Genomic DNA, 21,603 nt, shown 5'->3' with positions numbered 1-21,603 from the left:
ACGGCCCTGTGGCCTTTAGTTCGGGTGAACCTGTTGCATACGCCACAGGCTCCCCGACCATAAGGTCAAGGAGTGCGGTGCCGTGTCGGCCGGCACCAACCGCTAGCAGGGGTTTCGACGCCCCAGGGCAGCGCGTACTGCCCCACTCGACTCATAACCGTTCGTTCGCTCGGCTTCTAGATCAATTTCGGTAAACCATCGATTGCCAGGCAAGGAGCGTTCGCGTCGTCCGATGAGTCTGAAACTTGAATTCGTCGATTGTGTGTGATCTCCGTCGCCGCCGCTGGCGAGCGAGAGCGCATATAGGCCGCAAGACGGACCTACCGCGTTCGCCGACTTCGCCACCACACCAGACGCCCGTTCGCTCGCGTCCACCCAAAAGGCCGCCGGGCTTCGCTGATCTCGGCTTCTCATTCCGCATGCCAATTCCGACCAGAGCGCAGGTTGCCGGCAAAGTACGTGGTGCCTGTTTTTTCGAATTGGTGATCGATGCCGCTGGCGCGTTGCTGGATGCAAGGGAGGCTTCGCCGCGGTCGAGATCTCGGGCCGCGACGGCTTGCCAGCGCGCCCTTGCATCCGGCACGCTTCGCGGCAGACGGGCGCCGTGCCCTCGGGATAAGGCGAGGCAGGTCAACCGAAGAAAGGACCGGGGTATGTGCGATGCGCGCCCGGTGAAGGCGATGGAGAAAAAGGAAATCGAAGAACTGCGAAGCAAGGTCGGTTGCGCCGCGCTGCTTCAACAGGACGGCTGGAAAATCGATCTAAAGGAGAGCACGCGGCGCGCCATGAAATTCCGCCGCGATGCCAATATCATTATCGTCATTCACAACGATCGCGGCTGGTTTGACCCGTTGTCGACCGCGAAAGGCGACGTGTTTGATCTCGCCGAGCATCTCGGTGCGCAGGGCTTTCCCGAAGCCTGCGCATGGGTCGCGTCCCTGGTCGGGTTCGTGCCCACCCCGCTCGCGTGGCAGCGCGAGGTCCGGTCCTCCCCGCTTAGCTCCATCGCCGACCGCTGGGCGCGTCGGAGTCTCCCGCGGTCGGGCTCGGCGACCTGGCGCTATCTCACCGAGACACGCGGGCTTCCCGATACGATCGTCGCCGTGGCGGTCGGCCAAGGCATGGTCCGCGAGGGGCCGCATGGCAGCATGTGGGCGGCTCATCGCAGCGAGAACGGCATCGTGGTCGGCTGGGAGGAGCGCGGCCCCCAATGGCGCGGATATGCGACCGGCGGGGCCAAAGAGCTGTTCCGGCTCGGCCCGTCGGCCGCCGCGCGCGTCTGCATCACTGAAGCGGCGATCGATGCCATGAGTCTCGCCGCGATCCAGGTCATGCGGCCCGATACGCTCTACGTCAGCACCGGCGGCGGCTGGTCTCCTGCGAGCGAGGATGCGATCCGCCGCTTAGCGGCACGGCCGAACACGCATCTCGTCGCGGCGACCGACAACAATCGCCAGGGTGATGTCTATGCCGAGCGCGTCCAGGCGATCGCGGTCCAGACGAGCGCGACCTATGCACGCGCGCGACCGCGCGCCGGCGATTGGAACGAGGACCTGAACCTGCTGCTCGCCCGGCTCGCTGAGCCGCTTGCGGCCGCCGGCTGACCGACCCGCTCTCAACCCTACCGCTCGAAGGGTCGACGAAGCGGGCAAGAGGGTATCGGCGGAAAGAGGCAATGGCGTCGCTGCCGCATGCCCGGCCGGCGCGTCAAGGGGGGCTTCGCCCGCTTGGCCAGCGGCCCTTGACCCGCCGGACCGGAGAGGCGGCCGCCCCGAGGGTGTCTTCAACACCCGAAGGGAAGGACGACTCCGATGCCCATCTTCACGATCGAAACCACCTATCGCCTGCCGGTCTATCGGCAGCGCAATTACGAGGCGGAGAGCCTCGCCGAGGCCTGCCGGCTCGCCGTCGAGGACGACGACTGGGACAACGAGAAGCACGACTACGAGACCGCCGGCGAGACCTATGTCACCGGCGTCTGGGAAGGCCGCGACAGCGCCTATAGGGGCCCGTCCGTGCTGGTCCCATCGCACTATCGCGAGACCGTGCAGCGCAAGGCCGATCACTTCGAGGTGCTGCTCGGCCTGGTGAAGGTGCTGAGCGGCGCCGAGGCGTCGGATCGCGCCTATTGGCAGGACCGCGCCGTGTCCGCGATCGCCAAGGCCGAAGCCATCCTCGCCGGCGCCCGCGATCCGGACTGATCCGGCGCCGGCATCCACCATCCCCGCAATCACGCCCGGCCCTGCCGGGCTTTGTCATTTTCAGGAGGCCGACATGGCCAGCTACTTCGTGCCGACCGTCGTGCAGACGACGATTTCCAACCCCGACATGACGCCGCTCGAGCGGCTCGTGCTCTCGCATATCTTCGAGGCCGAGCCTGATGGCGACGGGCTCTATTTCTTCGCCGAGGAAAGCCCCGCCGAGTGCATCGAGGTCGACGCAGCCGAGCTGCGCGCCGCGCACCGGGATTCGGCCGGCGTCGACTGCGTTCTCGACTCCATCGCCGCAGAGCGCCTGGCGGAGACCGCCGATGCCGACACCCACATCGAGCTCGACCTATCCATGACGTCATGGGCGACGATCTTCCAGGACATCGTGCGGCGATCGCCAACGCTCGGGGAAATTGTCGTGACGTCGGCGTTCACCTGCTCGCGGATGCGTCCGGACGGATTCGGCGGCATGGCCACCCTCATCACCGCCGACGCGATCCGATCCTGCGCGACCGACGAGATGATCGCGCAATTCCGCGACGAAGCTGCCGCGGCGGCCGCGCCGCCCAGCCATGTGCTCCTGCGTTTCGACGAAGCCGAAGTGCGCACGATGATCGGCGAGATCATCGCCTTTGACGGTGCGCTGACGCGCCTGTCGCCGGATGCGGTGAGCGACGACGACATCCACGCCGCGAGCCTCGCCGCCGTGGCCGCCACGGATCTCGCGGAGGAACGAGGCTCGGCGCTCTTCAAGGCCGCGCTCGGCGCGATCGGCAATGCCGAGCGGCGTCTCGCGGAGGAGCAAAAAGAAGGGAGGAAAGAAGAGGAATGAAGGCGCGATGCCGCATGCCCGGCCGGCGCGTCAAGGGAGGCTTCGCCCGCGTGCCGCGGCCCTTGACCCGCCGGACCGGAGAGGCGGCCCGCGGAAAGGCGTGATGAAGGGCTGAAATGATGAGGGATCAGGCGATCGCTCGCGCTTCGGCCCGCAAGGCTGAAAGGAGCCGCCATGCACGCCGTCCCGACAATCCGCAAGGTCTTCCAGGGCGTCGCCACGCGCCGTGAGATGTACCGCATGTTCAATCGCCATCGCGGTGATCCCGCATACAGCGCAGGCGACTGCGCGCAGCTCTTCGCCGGAGAGTGGTTCGAGATCGCCGAGGCCGAGCATGATTACATGCTCGAGATCCTGCCGCCGCTGTTCATGCGCGGCGATCTGTTCGCGCTGCGCGAGTTCATGACGGACAGCGTGACCAGCATCTTCTTCGCACTCGTCATCGACGGTCGCCAGCGCTGGTTTCACGGCTATTGCGACCTCTCCGATCGCGCGTCGCCCGATCGGATGAAGGCCGCGATCATCGAGCGCGAGTCGCGGCCGGTCCGCGCCATGACGCGCGAGGAGCGGCTCGAGCACATCTGGTCGAGCACGCATGACGACTATCGCGGCTATGCCGGCGAACGCTGGCCCGCCTCCATGCGCGGCCGCCGCACGGTGCTCGTCTATGCCGGCGGGCACGGCACCGTGCTGAAGCTCCTCGACGAACTCAGCGACGCCGAGATCGCGGCGAAGCTGCCGGTTCAGCTCCGGCATCTGCCCGAGACGATCGCGGCCTAGCCCCGCGCCGTCCTCTTCGACCTGCGAACAGCCCGGCCGCATGCCGGGCTTCGCATTTCCGCAGCCGGCCGATCGCGCCGGCTCTCCCGTCAATCCCGCAACGCCGTGCCGTCCGCCGCCCTCCGCGGCGGCGGCGCGGTCGCGCGCGCCCAGCAGAAGGACTTTCCCAATGGCGCAGGACGACCCTTTCACCCTCGACCTCTTCGGAAACACGGCGCTTTCGTCGGGCCTCGGCCTCGGCGTCACCGCCTTCGCTGCCGACATCACCGGCGATGACGATCCCGACGATGATCCGCCGCCGCCGCCGTCCCCCGCGGCGCCGGCGGCCGCATCGGCGCGGCCCGCTCGACCCGGTTCACGCAAGCGGGGCGCCAATTTTCATCTCGCCGGCGACCGCGGCCTGGCCAGGGGCTGGAAGCAGCGCGCCCGCGACAGCATCGCGGCCGTGCGGCTCGCTGCAGAGATCGAGGCCGATGAACGGCCCGCTACGCGCGACGAGCAGGAACGGCTGATACGCTTCACTGGCTTCGGCGCCTCTGAGCTCGCCAATGGCGTCTTCCGCCGCCCGGGCGAGACCGGCTTCACGAAAGGCTGGGACGAGATCGGCGCCGAGTTGCAGGACGCCGTCGACGATGCCGATTACGCCTCGCTGGCGCGCTGCACGCAATACGCCCATTTCACTCCCGAGTTCATCGTCCGCGCCATCTGGGCGGGCGTGCAGCGGCTCGGCTGGCGCGGCGGCCGCGTGCTCGAGCCCGGCATCGGCAACGGCCTGTTTCCCGCGCTCATGCCGGAGGCGCTGCGCGACGTTAGCCATGTCACCGGCGTCGAGCTCGATCCCGTCACGGCGCGCATCGCCCGGCTCCTGCAGCCGCGCGCTCGCATCGTCACCGGCGACTTCACGCGCACGGAGCTGCCGCCGCGGTTCGATCTTGTCATCGGCAACCCGCCCTTCTCCGATCGAACCGTGCGCTCGGATCGCGCGCTACGCTCGCTCGGCCTGCGACTCCACGATTACTTCATCGTCAAGGCGATCCGGCTGCTGAAGCCGGGCGCTCTCGCAGCCTTCGTCACGTCGCATGGCACGATGGACAAGGCCGATGCCGGCGCGCGCGACGAGATCGCGAAGCACGCCGATCTCGTCGGTGCGGTCCGGCTGCCCGAAGGCAGCTTCCGCGCCGACGCAGGCACCGACGTCGTGGTCGACATCCTGTTCTTTCGCCGGCGCAAGCATGGCGAAGCCGAAGGCGACCTGTCCTGGCTCGATCTCGAGGAGGTGCGCGACGCGACTGCGGACGAGGGCGCCATTCGCGTCAATCGCTGGTTCGCCAGCCATCCCGACATGGTGCTCGGCGCACATGCGCTGACCTCCGGCCCCTTCGGCGAGACCTACACCTGTATGCCGAATGAAGGCGACGACCTCGCGACCGCGCTCCCCGCCGCGGTCGCTCGCCTTCCCGCCGCTCTCTATGACGGCGAGCCGGAGCCGATCGACTTCGAGGCGGAAGACGAGGTGTCGTCCACGCAGACGACAGGCGCTACGGGTCTTACGGCGCGGGAGGGAAGCTACCTCCTCGATAATCGGCACGGCCTGATGCAGGTCCTCGACGGCGGTCCCGTCGCCGTCGCGGTGCGCAAGGGCCGCAGCGCCGAGGGCGTTCCGGAAAAGCACGTCCGCATCATCAGCAAGCTGATCCCGATCCGCGAGGCCGTGCGAGAGGTTCTGAAGTGCCAGGAGCTCGACCGGCCGTGGAGGGACGCGCAGGTCAGGCTGCGGATCGCCTGGTCGAATTTCGTGCGCAGCTTCGGCCCGATCAACGCGACCGTCGTCTCCACGACGGAGGACCCGGAAACGGGCGAGGTCCGCGAGACGCATCGCCGTCCCAATCTGCAGCCCTTTCTCGACGATCCCGATTGTTGGCTCGTGGCGTCGATCGAGGACTACGACCTCGAATCCGATACGGCGCGGCCGGGCCCGATCTTCACCGAGCGCGTGATCGCGCCGCCGGCGCCGCCCGTCATCACCAGCGCGGTCGATGCGCTGGCCGTCGTGCTCAACGAGCGCGGCCATGTCGATCCCGACCATATCGCGGAGCTGCTGCATCGCGATGTCGAGGACGTGATTGCCGAGCTCGGCAGCGCCATCTTCCGCGATCCGTCGGACGGCTCCTGGCAGAGCGCCGACGCCTATCTCTCCGGCGCGGTCCGCTCGAAGCTCGTCGCGGCCGAGGCCGCGGCGGCTCTCGATCCGGCCTATGAGCGCAATGTCGCGGCGCTGCGCGATGTGCAGCCTGCCGATCTTCGGCCCTCGGACATCACGGCGCGGCTCGGCGCGCCGTGGATTCCGGCCGACGACATCATGGCCTTCGTCAAGGAGACGATGGGCGCGGACATCAAGATCCACCACACGCCGGAACTGGCGTCGTGGACGGTCGAGGCCCGCCAGCTCGGCTGGATCGCCGCCGGCACGTCGGAATGGGGCACCGACCGGCGGCACGCCGGCCAGCTTCTCTCCGACGCGCTCAATTCGTCCGTGCCGCAGATCTTCGACACGATCAGAGACGGCGACAGCGAGCGCCGCGTCCTCAACGTCGTCGACACCGAGGCGGCGAAGGAGAAGCTTCAGAAGATCAAGACCGCGTTCCAGACCTGGATCTGGAGCGATCCGGATCGCACGGATCGGCTGGCGCGGGTCTATAATGATCGCTTCAACAACATTGTGCCGCGCGCCTTCGACGGCTCGCATCTGAAGCTGCCGGGCGCATCCGGCGCCTTCGTCCTCTACGATCATCAGAAGCGCGGCATCTGGCGCATCATCGCCGCGGGCGCGACCTACCTCGTCCACGCCGTCGGCGCCGGCAAGACCATGACGATGGCGGCCGCCATCATGGAGCAGCGCCGGCTCGGCCTGATCGCTAAGGCGATGCTCGTCGTGCCCGGCCATTGCCTGGCGCAGGCCGCGCGCGAATTTCTGGCGCTCTATCCGAACGCCCGCATCCTCGTCGCCGACGAGACCAACTTCAGCAAGGATAAGCGCGCCAGATTCTTGTCGCGGGCGGCGACCGCGACCTGGGACGCCATCATCATCACGCACTCGGCCTTTCGCTTCATCGGCGTGCCGTCGGCTTTCGAGCAGCAGATGATCCAGGACGAGCTGGAGCTCTACGAGACACTGCTGACCAAGGTCGAGAGCGATGACCGCGTCTCGCGCAAGCGTCTCGAGCGGCTGAAGGAGGGGTTGAAGGAGCGCCTGGAGTCGCTCGCCACGCGCAAGGACGATCTCCTCACCATCTCGGAGATCGGCGTCGACCAGATCATCGTCGACGAGGCGCAGGAATTCCGCAAGCTGTCCTTCGCCACGAATATGTCGACGCTGAAGGGCGTCGATCCCAACGGCTCGCAGCGCGCCTGGGACCTCTATGTGAAGTCCCGCTTCATCGAGACGAAAAATCCCGGCCGCGCGCTTGTGCTTGCGTCGGGCACGCCGATCACGAACACGCTCGGCGAAATGTATTCGGTGCAGCGCTATCTCGGCTACGCCGCCCTCCGCGAGCGCGGCTTGCACGAGTTCGACGCCTGGGCCTCGACCTTCGGCGACGTCTCGACCGAGCTCGAGCTTCAGCCCTCCGGTAGATATAAGCCGGTCACGCGCTTCGCGACTTTCGTCAACGTCCCCGAGCTGATCGCCATGTTCCGGTCCTTCGCCGACGTGGTGATGCCGGAGGACCTGCGCCGTTACGTGAAGATTCCGGCGATCTCGACCGGCAAGCGCCAGATCGTGACGGCGAAGCCGACGCCGGCGTTCAAGCGCTACCAGCTCCAGCTCGATGCGCGCATCAAGGCGATCGAGATGCGCGACCGTCCGCCGGAGCCGGGCGACGACATCTTGCTCTCCGTCATCACCGACGGCCGCCATGCCGCGATCGACCTTCGCCTGGTCGACCCGGACAACGACGACGAGGCGGACAACAAGCTGAACCTGATGATCGGCAACGCGCTGCGCATCTGGCACGAAACGGCCGCTGACGCCTACGTGCGTGCCGACGGCAAGCCCTATGAGCTGCCCGGCGCCGCGCAGATGATCTTCGCCGATCTCGGGACGATCTCCGTGGAGAAGAGTCGCGGATTCTCGGCCTATCGCTGGATCAGGGACGAGCTCGTCCGCATGGGCGTGCCGCCAGGCGAAATCGCCTTCATGCAGGACTACAAGAAGTCGGAGGCGAAGCAGCGCCTGTTCGGCGACGTGCGCGCCGGCAAGGTCCGCTTCCTGATCGGCTCCTCCGACACGATGGGCACCGGCGTCAACGCGCAGCTCCGCCTGAAGGCACTGCATCACCTCGACGTGCCCTGGCTCCCCTCGCAGATCGCCCAGCGCGAGGGGCGGATCGAGCGCCAGGGCAATCAGCACGACGTCATCGACATCTTCGCCTATGCGACCGAAGGCTCACTCGATGCCACGATGTGGCAGAACAATGAGCGCAAGGCCCGCTTCATCGCGGCCGCGCTGTCGGGCGACACCTCGATCCGCCGTCTGGAGGACCTCGGCGAAGGCCAGGCCAACCAGTTCGCGATGGCGAAGGCGATCGCATCGGGCGACCAGCGTCTGATGCTCAAGGCCGGACTCGAAGCCGACATCGCGCGGCTCGAACGGCTCCGCGCCGCCCACATCGACGACCAGCATGCGGTGCGCCGCCAGCTCCGCGACGCCGAGCGTGACATCGAGTTCTGCATGCGGCGCATCGCCGAGATCGGCGAGGATATTGAGCGCCTCACACCGACGAGCGGCGAGGCCTTCGCGGCGATAATCGCCGGCAAGCGCCATGTCGAGCGCAAGGAGGCCGGCCGCGCGCTGATGAAGGAAATCCTGACCCTCGTCCAGCTTCAGCAGGAGGGCGAGAGCATCATCGCATCGATCGGCGGCTTCGATCTCGAATATTCCGGCGAGCGCTTCGGCCGCGACGGCTATCGCTACGGCACCATGCTGCTCCGCACCGGATCGGAATACGAGATCGAGCTTCCGGTCACGGTGACGCCGCTCGGCGCGATCTCGCGTCTCGAGCATGCGCTCGACGATTTTGAAGGTGAACGCGAGCGCTACCGCCAGCGCCTCGCCGACGCCCGCCGCAGGCTCGCCTCTTACCAGTCGCGCGACAACGGCAATTTCGCCTTCGCCGTTGAGCTGGCAGAAAAGCGCCGGCAATTGGCGGAGGTGGAGGAAGCCCTGGCGAGCGATGTTGAGGGAGGCCGCGAACAGGCCGCCGCGGCATGAAGATGAAAAGGTGATGAGAAAGGCCCGCTCGCAGATCGGCCAGGCCGGCAACGCTTGAGCTCAACCGCCGCCTGCGCGAGCCCGGCCCGTCGTCCTTCGCAGGGCTGTTAGCCCCGCTCGTCCGGCCGGGCAGGGCTGCTCGGCCGCAGTTGTGCCGGCCCGACCGCTCCGCGGGCCGGGGGGTGTCTTCGGAAAGAAGACGAGGAAGGGCCGCGAGGCGCGGTCCGCCAACCCCGAAAAGGAGCATCCCATGTATCTCTTGAAAGTCGATCCGCGCGCGCTCGTCGAGAATCCCGACCATTCGCGCCAGACCAAGTCGACGCCGCAGGCCGACGCGCTGTTGCTGGCCTCGATCAAGGCCGTCGGCATCGTGCAGCCGCCCGTCGTGTCGCAGCAGGCCGATGGCGGCAACGGCTTCCTCATCAACGCCGGCCGGCGCCGCGTGCGCCTCGCCATCGCCGCGGGCCTCGAGGAAATCGACGTGCTCGTCGATGACGCCGCGAACGACAACGGCGCCATGCGCTCCTTTGTCGAGAACATCGCGCGCGAGCCGCTGAACCCGGTCGATCAGTGGCGCGCGATCGAACGCCTTGTTGCGCTCGGCTGGACGGAAGAGGCGATCGGCGTCGCCCTTACGCTGCCGGTGCGGCAGGTCAGGAAGCTCCGCCTGCTCGCAAATGTGCTGCCAGCGATGCTCGATCATATGGCCAAGGGCGACATGCCCGACGAGCGCCAGCTCCGCACGATCGCGTCGGCCTCGCCCGACGAGCAGAAGGAGGTCTGGAAGAAGCACAAGCCGTCCAAGGCCGATCCGCAGGTGTCGTGGTGGAGCGTCGCGCAGGCGCTGACCAAGGCCCGCATGTACGCACGTCATGCGAGCTTCGGCGACGACCTCGCCCAGGCCTACGGCATCCAGTGGGTCGAGGACCTGTTCGCGCCGGCCGATGAGGATAGCCGCTACACGACGGACGTCGAGGCCTTCCTCGGCGCGCAGCAGGAGTGGATGGCGGCGAACCTGCCGAAGAAGGGCATCATCGCCGAGGCGACGAACTATGGCGAGGTGAAGCTGCCGCCGAAGGCCGAGCGCGTCTATGGCAAGCCGTCGAAGAGCGATTGCACGGCCATGTATCTCGACCGCGACGGCCGCGTGCAGACGGTGCATTACCGCATGCCCACGGCGAAGAAGCCGAAGGGCAAGGGCGCGTCCGCCGGCACTGATGCGGCGGATGAGACCGGCGCGATCTCGAAGCCGCGTCCGGACGTGACGCGCAAGGGCGTCGAGATGATCGGCGACTTCCGCACCGACGCGCTGCATGAGGCGCTCGCCCGTGCGCCGATCGAGGACGATGCGCTGATGGCGCTGCTGATCCTCGCCTTCGCCGGTCAGAACGTCTCCGTCGCGTCCGCCAGCGCCGGGACCTATTACGGCAATCGCCGGATCGCTCGCCATGCGGTGAACCTGTTCGATCAGGAAGGTCAGCTCGTGCTCGACAACGACGCGCTCCGCGTCGCGGCACGGTCGATCCTCGCCGAGGTGCTGTCGTGCCGGGAGAACCGTACCGACAGCGGCATCGTCGCGCGCGTCGCCGGCGATGTCGTCGGCGCCGACAACTTCCTGCCGAATATGGGCAGTGACGACTTCCTGTCGTGCCTGTCGCGCGTCGCGCTGGAGGGCTCGTGCAAGGATACGCCGGTCCTGCCGCGCCAGAAGGTGAAGGACACGCGGGCCGCCCTGGTCGAGCACTTCAAGGAGGGCCGCTTCGTCCATCCGGCCGCGTTGTTCGCCCCGGACAGGACCGCGCTCCTGAGCTGGATCGCGTCGAACGCCGTCGCCGAAGACGACGAGTCCGACGAGCCGATCGAAGACAGCGAGGATGGCGGCGAAGCCGCTGACGACGAGGCCTTCCGCGAAGCCGCGGAATAGCGCCGACCTTCTTCTCTCCCGAACGACCGCCGCCGCCGGCCCATGCCGGCGGCGGCTTCATTTCCACCATCCGCAAAGGAGGACATCATGTCCGCACAGTTGATTTATGACCTCGCGCCGCTTGGCTCGATCATTCGCTTCTCCGACGGCGCGCCGCGCCCGCCGGAACGCCATCGCAGGAAGTTCTCCGCCTGGGAGAACAACAACAGCGCTGGTCGCCTCATCCGCAAGCAGGCCGAGCGCCGGGCCGGCAATACGGTCATCGGCGCAAGCATCACCTTGCATGCAGGCGACTATGGCAGCGCCGGCGTCGTGGTGCTCCGTGTCCACCGGACGTTTTCGGTCGACAGCAGTCTGAAGTTCGTCGTCACCGAACGACCGAAGGTCGGTTCGGTCCAGGTGCTCGACCGGCCGGGCGACGACGGCGAGCTGGTCTATCTCGCCAGCCATCGCGGCGACGCGCAGGAGTGGCTGACGCGGCATGGCTACCCGAACGCTGTGCTGCGCGAGATCTCGGCCGACGAGGTTGCCGCCGCCGTCGTGGAGGGGAGGACGGCCGCATGAGCACGACCGCACCCTCCACCACGATGATCGCGGATTCTGCGACCGCATTTCCGCCGATCGCGTTCGGCCGCACAGCAGAGGGCATTCTCGTCGCCTGTGTCGCCGACACCGCCTTCGCCATGCTGCCGGCGCGCGATGGCCGGCACTATCTCGCCACCGGCTGGCGCATCGGCCGGCCGATGGCCGAATGGAAGCGATCCGACTTTTACGGTCATGCCGGCGAGCTCGCCGACGAGGTGGCGTTCCGCTGCAAGGTCGCGGAAAACGCGGAGCATCAGCGCGAGAAGCGCGCGCTCGGCCGCCGCGAGATCGGCTCCACGGCGAATACGCCGTGGGGCCGCTCGCAGGGCGCGGCCCTCTATGCCGAGGGTGTCGTCTGCCATTCGACCGCCGGTCATGGCGGCTTCCACCTCTCGGCCGAGCGCAATCGCAAGGTCCATTCCATGCTGCGGTCGCGCGGCGGCTGGTACGAGGAAGATGCAGGCTGGGCGATCGTCGCGCTCACCTTCCCGCATCTCTTCACCAGCTATGAGCGGCGCTGCGCCGAGCGCACGATCAAGGATAGCTGGCCGGACGCCTGGGAAGCGATCTTCGGCACGATCCTTCAGCCCGGCGAGTCTCTTGAAAAGGATCGCCGCGCCTTCGAGCAGCGGCACGCCGACGACTGGATCGTCGTATCGGCGATTACATCGGATCAGCAGCCGGGCTTTGTCGAAGTCGTCGCCACGCCCGGCGGCCGCCGCGGTGCGGGCACCGAGGAACGGCGCTTCCTCGTGCCGTCCGGCGAGTACCAGGTCGGACGCTTCGGCTTCGTCGTCGATGAGGCGCGTCATCCGGTCCATTCCGGCCCGTCGAGCTTCATCGGCTGGCAGGGGAGGGCGCGATGACAGCTTCCCCGCAACGCATCGCGCAGCTCTCGCGCATGGAAGAGGCGCGCCGCCAGACGCAGCGCCAGCTCGACATGATCGACCGGCAGATCATCCGTCGCATGACGGCGCTGATTCCACAGCTCGGTCGCAAGCGTGCCGCATATCGCCACGGCAAGCCCGCCGATCCGAGCGCGTTCCTCGAGCGCTACCGCTCGAACCTCGCCGCCATCACGGCCGAGCGCCAGCCCGAGATCGACGCCCTGTCGCGCAAGCTCGCCCGGCAGGATGCGGCGATCGAGGCATTGCGTGAACGCTGCGGCGCCGGGCCATGCGGGTCAAGGCCGGCACAGCCGGCAGACGCCGCCGCTGTCGAGGATGGCAGGCGCGCTTGTCGGCCGGGAGAGCAGCGCGGCGGGCTGATCTAGCCGCATCGCGCGTCATCGCCATGCGCATGCAAGCGGCACGGCGTGTCGTGAGCGTGGTGATCGGCGTGGCCAGGTCCATCCTTTCCGGCATCGCCAACCCGGCCCGCACCCTGTCGGCCCGCCCCTCGGGTTTGCTGCGGTCTGCGCCCCCGGCGGTCCGCTTCAAGACCAAGCCGCAAGCGGCCGGAGCCCGCCAATCTCGACAAGGCCCGGCCGCGGCCTGCGCAGGGCTGGAGCCCCGCTTGTCCGCAACCGGACCTCGCTCGCCTGGCGGCTTCCGGGTCTTGAAGCGGCCCTCGTGCCGGCGGCGCCGGGCGACCGCACCCGAAGGGGGTCCGGCAGGGGCCGGATCGACCCCGACGGCGCAACCAGGAAAGGACACTCCCATGACCAAGACCGCTCGCGCATCCCGCCCCAGCGCCCGCGTTGTCCAGCTTCGCCGCGGCACCACGGTCGAAATGATCCGGCTCGTCTGCCCCGACGCAGCGCAGGCCACCCGCATCGCCGAGAGCTTCGGTCTCACCATCCTCGACAGTGACGGCATCCGCGATCTGCATCAGCGGCTCATCACCGAGACTGCGGACGTGCTCGGCGAGGGCCTCAGCGAACGCGCCATGCAGATCCACCTGCAGCGAATCGTCGGCTCCTATGTCGGCTCCGCCCACGGCGCCGGGCAGTTCTACAGCCGGGCCGTGACCGACGCCCGCGAGGCGACGGCGCGATTGGCCAACGACGCCCGCGACGAGGACCTCGACGGACCCGTCGGCTTCGACTCCGCGGCCCAGCGCAAGCGCGAGTTCGCCGCCGAAGTCGGGGTGCAGGCGCACGCCCTGCGCATGGCGGCCGAAGGCGCGATCGCCGCTTACGAGCACGTCGTCGGCGAGAGCTGGAAGCCGTTCGAGCGTCAGCCCGAGCATCCCGGCGAGACCGTCAGCCGCAAGGCGGCCGAGGTCCAGATGGCGGCATTCGAGTGATGCCGCCGGCGGGGCTTCGGCCCCGCCTTTCTTCCTCTCCGACCAATTCCGGCCGGTCCTTCGGGACCGGCTTTTTTCATGTCGCGCAGCGCGGACGCGAAAAGAAGGGCGGAAAGGAGAAATGCGGGCGGCCATCGCCGCCCGTCTCGGCTTTCGGTCCATGCTCCGGCCTGCGCGGCAGCGCAACGGCGTGGCCGTCCTCCACTGACGTTCCGGTCCGGCGCGTCGCCAGTCATCTCGCTCATGAACCTCAACCGGATGCGCGGCCGTGCGGGCCTCCGCGGCGGACCGCCGTGACGGGCCGCGATGGGCGCGGCCTCCAACGGAGGTTCGAATCATGACTGGTAAGGAAACAAAGTCCCGCGTCGACGTCTATGCGCGGATCACAGATCGCATCGTCGCCGACCTGGAACGCGGTGTTCGCCCGTGGATTCAGCCGTGGAGCGCCGCGAACGGCGCCGGACGCATCACGCGGCCCCTGCGCCACAACGGCCTGCCCTATCAGGGCATCAATGTCGTACTGCTCTGGTCGGAGGCCGTGGCGCGCGGCTTCGCCTCGCCGATCTGGATGACGTTCAAGCAGGCCCTCGAGCTCGGCGGCAATGTCCGGAAGGGTGAGACCGGCACGACCGTCGTCTACGCCAATCGGTTCACGAGAACGGAGACCGACGAGCATGGCGACGAGGTGGAGCGCGCGATTCCGTTTCTGCGCGCCTACGCCGTGTTTTGCGTCGACCAGATCGAGGGCCTGCCGGAGCGCTTCTACGCCCGGCCGGCGGCGCCCGCAGCGCCGGCGCAGCGCATCGCCCATGCCGACGCATTCTTTGCCAACACCGGCGCCGTCATCCGGCACGGCGGCGACAAAGCGTTCTTCGCGCCATCGCTCGATCTCATTCAGATGCCGCCCTTCGACTCGTTCCGCGACCCGGAAAGCTACTACGCCACGCTGGCGCATGAGACGGTGCACTGGGCAGGCGCGGAGCACCGGCTCAACCGGGATCTCTCGCGCTATCATAGCGACCGCAGTGAACGCGCTCGCGAAGAGCTGATCGCGGATCTGGGCGCTTGCTTCGTCAGCGCCGATCTCGGTATCGTCCCCGAGCTTGAGCCGCGCGCCGATCATGCGAGCTACCTCGCATCCTGGCTCGCGGTCCTCGCCAACGACAGGCGCTTCATCTTCTCGGCCGCCGCGCACGCGCAGCGGGCCTGCGCCTATCTGCATGGTCTGCAGCCGCAGGCGGTGACTGTGCCGGAGGCGGCCTGATGCTCTCCGATCCAGCCTTTGACTGGGGCTGGCATTCGTCATTCAATTGCATTACATTTCCTTGGAAAGGAGGCGATCATGGCCACAAATGCGCTTGTCCAGACCCGAATCGACGCTGACGTACGAGACCGCGCGTCCGCCGTGCTCGAGGGCATAGGGCTCACGGTGTCGGACGCCGTGCGCATCCTGCTCACCCGAACCGCCAATGAAGGCGCGCTTCCGCTGGAACTCGTCACCAACAGCGAGGCGCATGACGCCTGGTTCCGGATGAAGGTGCAGGATGCGCTGCAGGATACGCGCCCCGACGTGCCTGACGAGCAGGCCGAGACCCATTTCGCCGCGCGCCGCGCGGACGCCCGGCGCAAGGCCGCCGGCGGATCGTGAAACTCGTCTGGTCGGCCTTCGCGCTCGCCGATCGCGACGGCATCTTCACCCATATCGAAGCGGACAATCCGCGCGCGGCGATCGCCGTCGACGAGCGGATCGCCACCGCAGCGCGCCGCTTGGTCGACTTTCCGGAGAGCGGCCGTCCCGGCCGCGTCGCCGGCACGCGCGAGCTCGTCATCACCGGCACGCCCTATGTGGCAGCCTACGCCGTGACCGCTGAGACGATCCGAATTCTGCGCGTCCTGCACGGCGCCCAAAGATGGCCGGATGAGCTGCCGCAAGGCTGAGCCGGCATCATCACCCCTTTTTCTGGGGTGGCAGTTGGAGGCTGCGAGGCAGATCGTAGGGCAGCCGCGGCGACATCATGCTTCTGGATGAACGAACACCGGCGATTTTCTCAGCCCCGCCCGCAAAGGCAAAGCCCTTCTCGCGTCCCGATCGCCTCACCTCAGACGCGATTCGCTCAACCGCTCTTGACTCTCGCCCCAACAACACAGAACAAATAGAGAACATGATGCAAGAGCCATCGCAGGAGGTCAAGGATCAACGTGCGGCCGCAGCCCGCCATAGAGTCGTTGCGCGCGCAAATCGAGAAGATCGAGGGTCGAACCCCGCGCGCGAAATCGGTGCTTCCATTCGGAATCGCCGAGGTGGACTCACGACTTCCCGGCGGAGGGCTGGCACTCGGCGCTCTGCACGAGGTGGCGGGCGGCGGATTCGGCGCCGTTGACGGCGCGGCCGCAGCCCTCTTCGCCGGCGGCGTCGCAGCGCGGACGAAAGGCAAGGTCCTGTGGTGTATCACGCGCCCAGACCTTTTCGCGCCCGCACTTGCCCAGGCAGGTTTGCCGCCCGACAGGGTGATCTACGTCGAGGCGGGTGACGACAAGTCGCTTCTCGCCTGCATGGAGGAGGGTCTTCGTCATGGCGGACTGGGCGCCGTCGTTGGCGAGGTCGCGCGTCTCTCGATGACTGCGTCACGGCGACTCCAACTCGCCGCTGAAGGAGCCGGTACGATCGGTATCGCGCTCCGGCGCTGGCGGCGCCAGACCGAGGCAGCCGATTTCGGGCAACCGACCGCAGCCATGACGCGCTGGAGAATTTCGGTGTTGCCCTCGTCGCCGCTTCCGGTTCCCGGTGTGGGCCGTCATCGATGGCTCGTCGAATTGATCCGCGCCCGCGCGGGCGAGAGTGCAGATTTCGAGTTGGAGGCTTGCGATGACACGGGTTGCCTCGCTCTTCCTGCCGAGCTGGTCGACCGACCGGCTGCGGCGGAAGGGCGGCGACGCGGCGCCTCCGCTTGAGGCCCCGCTCATCCTGATCGGCCGGGAAGGAAGCCGGCGCGTGGTGGTGTCGGCGGATGCCGCCGCGCGAGCGGCCGGCCTGCGGCCTGGCATGGCGGTCGCGAAGGCGCAGGTCCTCGTACGGGACTTGCTCATCCAGGATGCCGATCCGGTCGCAGATTTCGAGGCGCTCGAGCGCCTCGCCTTATGGGTGCTGCAACGCTTTGCCCCCATCGTCGCGGTGGATGGCGACGACGGCATCGTGATCGACACCACGGGCGCCGACCATCTCCATGGCGGTGAAGAGGCGATGCTCGATGCGCTCGTCGGGCGCCTTGCCATGTCCGGCATCGCCGCGCGGGCCGCCGTCGCCGACAGCTGGGGCGCCGCGCACGCCTTCGCCCGCTATCTCGCGCAGCCAGCTTTCGTGGCAGCACCCGGGCATGGGCCGGCGACGGTCTCGCCGTTGCCGCTGGAAGCGCTGCGCCTGCCCGCCGCCACGACCCACGATCTGCGTGTGCTCGGCTTCGAGTGGATCGGGGACCTCCTATTGCAGCCGCGTGCGCCGCTGACGCTTCGTTTCGGTCCCGAGCTCGGGCGGCGGCTCGATCAGGCGATCGGCGCGGCGGCGGAGCCGATCGATCCGGTTCGGCCGGCCGATCTCATCGAGGTCCGGCGCAGTTTTGCCGAACCGATCGGCGCCGCCGAGACCATCGCGCGTTACATCAGCAAGCTCGTCGTCGCGCTGTGCGAACGCCTTGAGGAAATCGACCTCGGTGCGCGACGGCTAGATCTTCATCTGCGGCGCGTCGACAACCAGCGCCAGGCAATCCGCGTCGGCATGGCTGTGCCCGTTCGCGACGCGAAGCGCCTCACCCGCCTCTTGTGCGACAGGATCGAGACGATCGATCCCGGCTTCGGCATTGAAGTCCTGACCCTCGTCGCAAGCATCGCCGAACCATTGGTCCGCAAGCAGACCGTCAGCGCGCTCATCGAAGAGGCCATCCCCGATGTGTCTGACCTGATCGACACGCTGGCCAACCGCGTCGGTGAGCGCGCCATCTACCGCGCGGCGCCGCTATCGAGCGACGTGCCCGAGCGGGCCGTCGCTCGAATTCCTGCGATGGCGCCCGATACCGGCGCCACCTGGCCGGGCCATTGGCCGCGACCGGCCCGCCTGCTGCCGCGCCCCGAGCCGATTGAGACCGTCGCGCTCTTGCCCGACCATCCGCCGGTCACTTTTACCTGGCGTGGTATCCGCCGCCGTGTGCGACGGGCCGACGGGCCCGAGCGCGTGTTCGGCGAATGGTGGAAGCGTGATGCCGAACTCGTCGCGGTGCGCGACTATTTCCGGCTCGAGGACGAGGCCGGCGAGCGATATTGGGTGTATCGCGCCGGCGACGGCGAAGACGCTGCGACCGGATCGCATCGCTGGTTCATGCACGGGGTGTTCGGATGAGCACCCATCGCTATGTCGAGTTGCAAACGACATCGCACTTCAGCTTCCTGCGCGGAGCCTCCTCGGCCGACGAGCTCTTCGCCCAGGCGGCGGTGCAGGGCATCGAGGCGCTCGCGATCGTCGACCGCAACAGCCTCGCCGGCATCGTGCGCGCACACGAAGCTTCGAAGGCAACCGGCGTGCGCCTGATCGTCGGCTGCCGCCTCGATCTCTCCGACGGCATGTCGCTCTTGGTCTATCCGAGCGACCGGTCCGCTTATTCGCGGCTCTGCCGATTGCTCTCGCTAGGCAAGCGACGCGCCGGCAAGGGCAAGTGCAGCCTCGGATGGGCCGATGTCGTTGCTTACGGCGAGGGCCTCATCGTGGTGCTCGTGCCGGACACGGCCGATGATGATTGCCGATTGCACCTGCGCCAGCTGCACGACGCATTCGCCGATCGCGCCTATATGGCGCTCACGCTCCGGCGCCGGCCGAACGATCAACTGCGGCTTCACGCGCTCTCGAACGCCGCTGCGGCCGCGAAGGTCCGAACCGTCGTGACCAATGACGTCCTCTTCCACGCGCCCGATCGCCGGATCCTGCAGGACGTTGTCACATGCATCCGGCACAACGTCACGATCGACGCGCTCGGCGATCGGCGCGAGCGGCATGCCGATCGCTTTCTCAAGCCGCCCGAGGAGATGCATCGCCTCTTCACGCGTTACTCCGACGCTTTGGCGCGCACGCTTGAAATCGCCGATCGCTGCCGTTTTTCGCTCGACGAGCTCGCCTATCAATATCCGGAGGAGCGCGACGATCCTTCGCTCTCGCCGCAGGAGACGCTTGAAAAGCTCACCTGGGAGGGCGCGGCGACGCGCTATCCCGAAGGGCTGCCCGACGAGGTGCGCGCTGTCCTCCAGCACGAGCTGCGCCTCATCAACAAACTCGACTACGCGCCGTATTTCCTGACGGTTAACAGCATCGTCAGGTTCGCGCGCTCACGCGACATCCTGTGCCAGGGACGCGGCTCGGCCGCGAATTCCGCCGTCTGCTACGTTCTCGGCATCACCTCGATCGATCCCGGACGCAACGACCTGTTGTTCGAGCGCTTCGTCAGCGAAGAGCGCCGCGAGCCGCCCGACATCGACGTCGATTTTGAACACGAAAGGCGAGAGATCGTCATGCAGTGGGTGTTCGAGACCTACGGCCGCGATCATGCCGCTCTGTGCTCGACCGTGATCCGTTATCGCACGAAAGGCGCATTGCGCGATGTCGGCAAGGCGCTCGGCCTGCCCGAAGATCTGATTTCGTCGCTCTCCGGCCAGGTTTGGGGCTGGTCCGAGGAAGGCGTTGAAAATCGCCATGTCGAGGAGCTCAACCTCAATCTTGCCGATCGACGGCTGCGATTGACGCTCGATCTCGCGCGCCAGCTCATGGGCGCGCCACGACATCTCTCACAGCACCCCGGCGGCTTTGTCTTGACCCACGATCGGCTCGACGATCTCGTGCCGATCGAACCGGCGAGCATGAAGGACCGGCAGGTCATCGAGTGGGACAAGGACGATATCGACGCGTTGCGATTTATGAAGGTCGACGTCCTCGCCTTGGGCATGCTCACCTGCATGAAGAAGGGTCTCGATCTGCTCGCGCACCACAAGGGCGTCGAGCTCGACCTTGCGACGATTCCTGCCGAGGATCCTCGTACCTACGCCATGATCAGGAAGGCCGATACGCTCGGGACGTTTCAGATCGAAAGCCGTGCGCAGATGTCGATGCTTCCGCGCCTAAAGCCGCGAACCTATTACGACCTTGTCGTCCAGGTGGCGATCGTTCGGCCTGGCCCGATCCAAGGCGATATGGTCCATCCCTATCTTCGCCGCCGCGAAGGACGCGAGCCCGTCCATTATCCCAAGCCCGAGCTCGAACAGGTGCTCGGAAAAACCTTGGGCGTGCCCCTGTTTCAAGAGCAAGCGATGCGGGTGGCGATCACCTGCGCGGGCTTCACGCCCGGCGAAGCCGATATGCTGCGCAAATCGATGGCCACGTTCAAGTTCACGGGCGGGGTCTCATCGTTCAGGACCAAACTGATCGACGGCATGGTCGCCAACGGATACGAGCGCGATTTCGCTGAGCAGACGTTTCGCCAATTGGAAGGGTTCGGTTCGTATGGATTCCCGGAAAGTCATGCAGCTTCGTTCGCGTTGATCGCCTATGCGAGCGCCTGGCTGAAATGCTGGCATCCGGATGTCTTCTGCGCGGCTTTGCTCAACAGCCAGCCCATGGGTTTTTATGCGCCGGCGCAGATCGTAAGAGACGCGATCGGGCATGGCATCGAGGTACGGCCGGTCTGCGTCACGGCCTCGCGCTGGGATTGCACGCTGGAGCCAACCCGCGACGAAAGCCGCTTTGCGGTCAGGCTCGGCCTGCGGATGGTTCGCGGTCTCGCCAATGGCCACGCCGCCCGGATCCTCGCGGCCCGCACCGATAAACCCTTCGCCTCGGTCGACGACCTCTGGCGCCGCTCCGACGTGCCGCAAGCCGCACTCGTTCTCCTGGCCGAGGCAGATGCATTTCGGCCGGCCCTCGGTCTCGCCCGGCGCGAGGCGCTGTGGGCGATCAAGGCTCTCAGGGACGAACCTTTGCCGTTATTCGTGGCCGCCGCGGCGCGCGATCACGGATCGAGCGCCGAGCTCAACGAACCCGCGGTGGCGCTGCGATCGATGAAAACGGGCGGCGAAGTCGTCGAAGACTACCGGCATGTCGGCTTGTCATTGCGCAGTCACCCGGTCTCGTTTCTTCGCAGCGACCTGCATCGTCGGCGCATCGTCTCCTGCGCGGAGGCGATGGAATCGCGCGACGGCCGCCGGCTCGAAGCAGCCGGCATCGTCCTGGTCCGCCAGCGGCCCGGGTCAGCGAAGGGCGTGATGTTCATCACATTGGAGGACGAGACAGGCATTGCCAACCTCGTCGTCTGGCCGAAGGTCTTCGAAACCAATCGCCGCGCCATCATGGCGGCGAGCATGATCGCCGTGCACGGCCGCATCCAGCGCGAGGGCGACGTGGTTCATCTGGTCGCGCAGCGGATCGTCGACCTGTCGGGCGAGCTGGCCAGCGTCGGCGAGCGCGAGGCCAGCTTTCCGCTGCCTTACGGTCGCGGCGATCAGGTCCGCAACGGCGGTTCGGCCCCCGATCCACGCGAGCGGGCGCCGAGGGCGGTGCGAACGCGCGACATCTATGTGCCAGACCTCCATATCGACACCATCAAGGTGAAAACGCGAAATTTCCACTAGCGGCGGCCGCGAAACTAAATCCGTTTCACAGTTGAAAGCATTCGAGGGCCGATCAACAATACCGCTGCAATTACCATAAGGATCGGAAATCAACGCA

At 67.1% G+C, this 21,603-nt stretch carries 16 protein-coding genes; all 16 read left to right on the top strand.

The features are described from left to right. The first annotated feature begins 680 nt into the window (after positions 1-680). The 16 genes from AC1Q67_RS24245 (at position 681) to AC1Q67_RS24170 (ending at position 21,506) form a co-directional block, all read left to right on the top strand. On the top strand, positions 681-1,604 hold the full coding sequence (locus tag AC1Q67_RS24245) for a DUF3991 and toprim domain-containing protein (RefSeq protein WP_024921637.1): 924 nt from the start codon (positions 681-683) through the stop codon (positions 1,602-1,604). A gap of 207 nt (positions 1,605-1,811) precedes the next feature. Beyond that, a complete protein-coding gene (locus AC1Q67_RS24240) occupies positions 1,812-2,201 on the top strand; it encodes a hypothetical protein (RefSeq protein ID WP_006023702.1) in 390 nt (129 codons plus the stop codon). Between the two features lie 73 nt (positions 2,202-2,274). Then, the gene (locus AC1Q67_RS24235) at positions 2,275-3,042 is read left to right on the top strand and encodes a hypothetical protein (RefSeq protein WP_006023701.1); all 768 of its coding nucleotides are present in this window, start codon (positions 2,275-2,277) and stop codon (positions 3,040-3,042) included. Between the two features lie 174 nt (positions 3,043-3,216). Beyond that, a complete protein-coding gene (locus AC1Q67_RS24230) occupies positions 3,217-3,822 on the top strand; it encodes a DUF1419 domain-containing protein (RefSeq protein ID WP_006023700.1) in 606 nt (201 codons plus the stop codon). Between the two features lie 169 nt (positions 3,823-3,991). Then, the gene (locus AC1Q67_RS24225; RefSeq protein ID WP_492238173.1) at positions 3,992-9,091 is read left to right on the top strand and encodes a helicase-like domain-containing protein; all 5,100 of its coding nucleotides are present in this window, start codon (positions 3,992-3,994) and stop codon (positions 9,089-9,091) included. Between the two features lie 250 nt (positions 9,092-9,341). Beyond that, positions 9,342-11,015, top strand: a complete 1,674-nt coding sequence (locus AC1Q67_RS24220) for a ParB/RepB/Spo0J family partition protein (protein ID WP_492238172.1) — start codon at positions 9,342-9,344, stop codon at positions 11,013-11,015. An 87-nt stretch (positions 11,016-11,102) separates the two neighbouring features. Continuing rightward, positions 11,103-11,579, top strand: a complete 477-nt coding sequence (locus AC1Q67_RS24215) for a UCP036055 family protein (RefSeq protein WP_006023697.1) — start codon at positions 11,103-11,105, stop codon at positions 11,577-11,579. Then, positions 11,576-12,466: a DUF7007 domain-containing protein gene (locus AC1Q67_RS24210; protein WP_006023696.1), complete on the top strand. Its 891-nt coding sequence runs from the start codon at positions 11,576-11,578 to the stop codon at positions 12,464-12,466. Before AC1Q67_RS24215 ends, AC1Q67_RS24210 begins: the two co-directional genes overlap by 4 nt. Beyond that, positions 12,463-12,873, top strand: coding sequence for a hypothetical protein (locus AC1Q67_RS24205; RefSeq protein WP_006023695.1), 411 nt, complete (start codon positions 12,463-12,465; stop codon positions 12,871-12,873). Before AC1Q67_RS24210 ends, AC1Q67_RS24205 begins: the two co-directional genes overlap by 4 nt. 386 nt (positions 12,874-13,259) lie before the next feature. Further along, complete coding sequence (locus AC1Q67_RS24200) at positions 13,260-13,847, top strand: hypothetical protein (RefSeq protein ID WP_006023694.1); 588 nt, start codon at positions 13,260-13,262, stop codon at positions 13,845-13,847. 337 nt (positions 13,848-14,184) lie between these two features. Continuing rightward, on the top strand, positions 14,185-15,111 hold the full coding sequence (locus AC1Q67_RS24195) for an ArdC family protein (RefSeq protein WP_006023693.1): 927 nt from the start codon (positions 14,185-14,187) through the stop codon (positions 15,109-15,111). Positions 15,112-15,189: 78 nt separating this feature from the next. Continuing rightward, on the top strand, positions 15,190-15,495 hold the full coding sequence (locus AC1Q67_RS24190; RefSeq protein WP_006023692.1) for a type II toxin-antitoxin system RelB/DinJ family antitoxin: 306 nt from the start codon (positions 15,190-15,192) through the stop codon (positions 15,493-15,495). After that, positions 15,492-15,785 (top strand): type II toxin-antitoxin system RelE/ParE family toxin, encoded by a 294-nt coding sequence (locus AC1Q67_RS24185; RefSeq protein WP_006023691.1) that lies wholly within the window; start codon positions 15,492-15,494, stop codon positions 15,783-15,785. Before AC1Q67_RS24190 ends, AC1Q67_RS24185 begins: the two co-directional genes overlap by 4 nt. A gap of 261 nt (positions 15,786-16,046) precedes the next feature. Further along, positions 16,047-16,799, top strand: a complete 753-nt coding sequence (locus AC1Q67_RS24180; RefSeq protein WP_024921641.1) for an ImuA family protein — start codon at positions 16,047-16,049, stop codon at positions 16,797-16,799. Then, positions 16,714-18,237: a Y-family DNA polymerase gene (locus tag AC1Q67_RS24175; RefSeq protein WP_006023689.1), complete on the top strand. Its 1,524-nt coding sequence runs from the start codon at positions 16,714-16,716 to the stop codon at positions 18,235-18,237. The genes AC1Q67_RS24180 and AC1Q67_RS24175 overlap by 86 nt, the downstream gene beginning before the upstream one ends. Further along, the gene (locus AC1Q67_RS24170) at positions 18,234-21,506 is read left to right on the top strand and encodes an error-prone DNA polymerase (protein WP_492237672.1); all 3,273 of its coding nucleotides are present in this window, start codon (positions 18,234-18,236) and stop codon (positions 21,504-21,506) included. Before AC1Q67_RS24175 ends, AC1Q67_RS24170 begins: the two co-directional genes overlap by 4 nt. Positions 21,507-21,603: the final 97 nt, after the last annotated feature.

This window comes from Afipia sp. GW823-FHT06G09, from assembly GCF_058794875.1.
The sequence above is the reverse complement of the archived record's forward strand: the minus strand, read 5'-3'. Positions and strand labels throughout refer to the sequence as shown.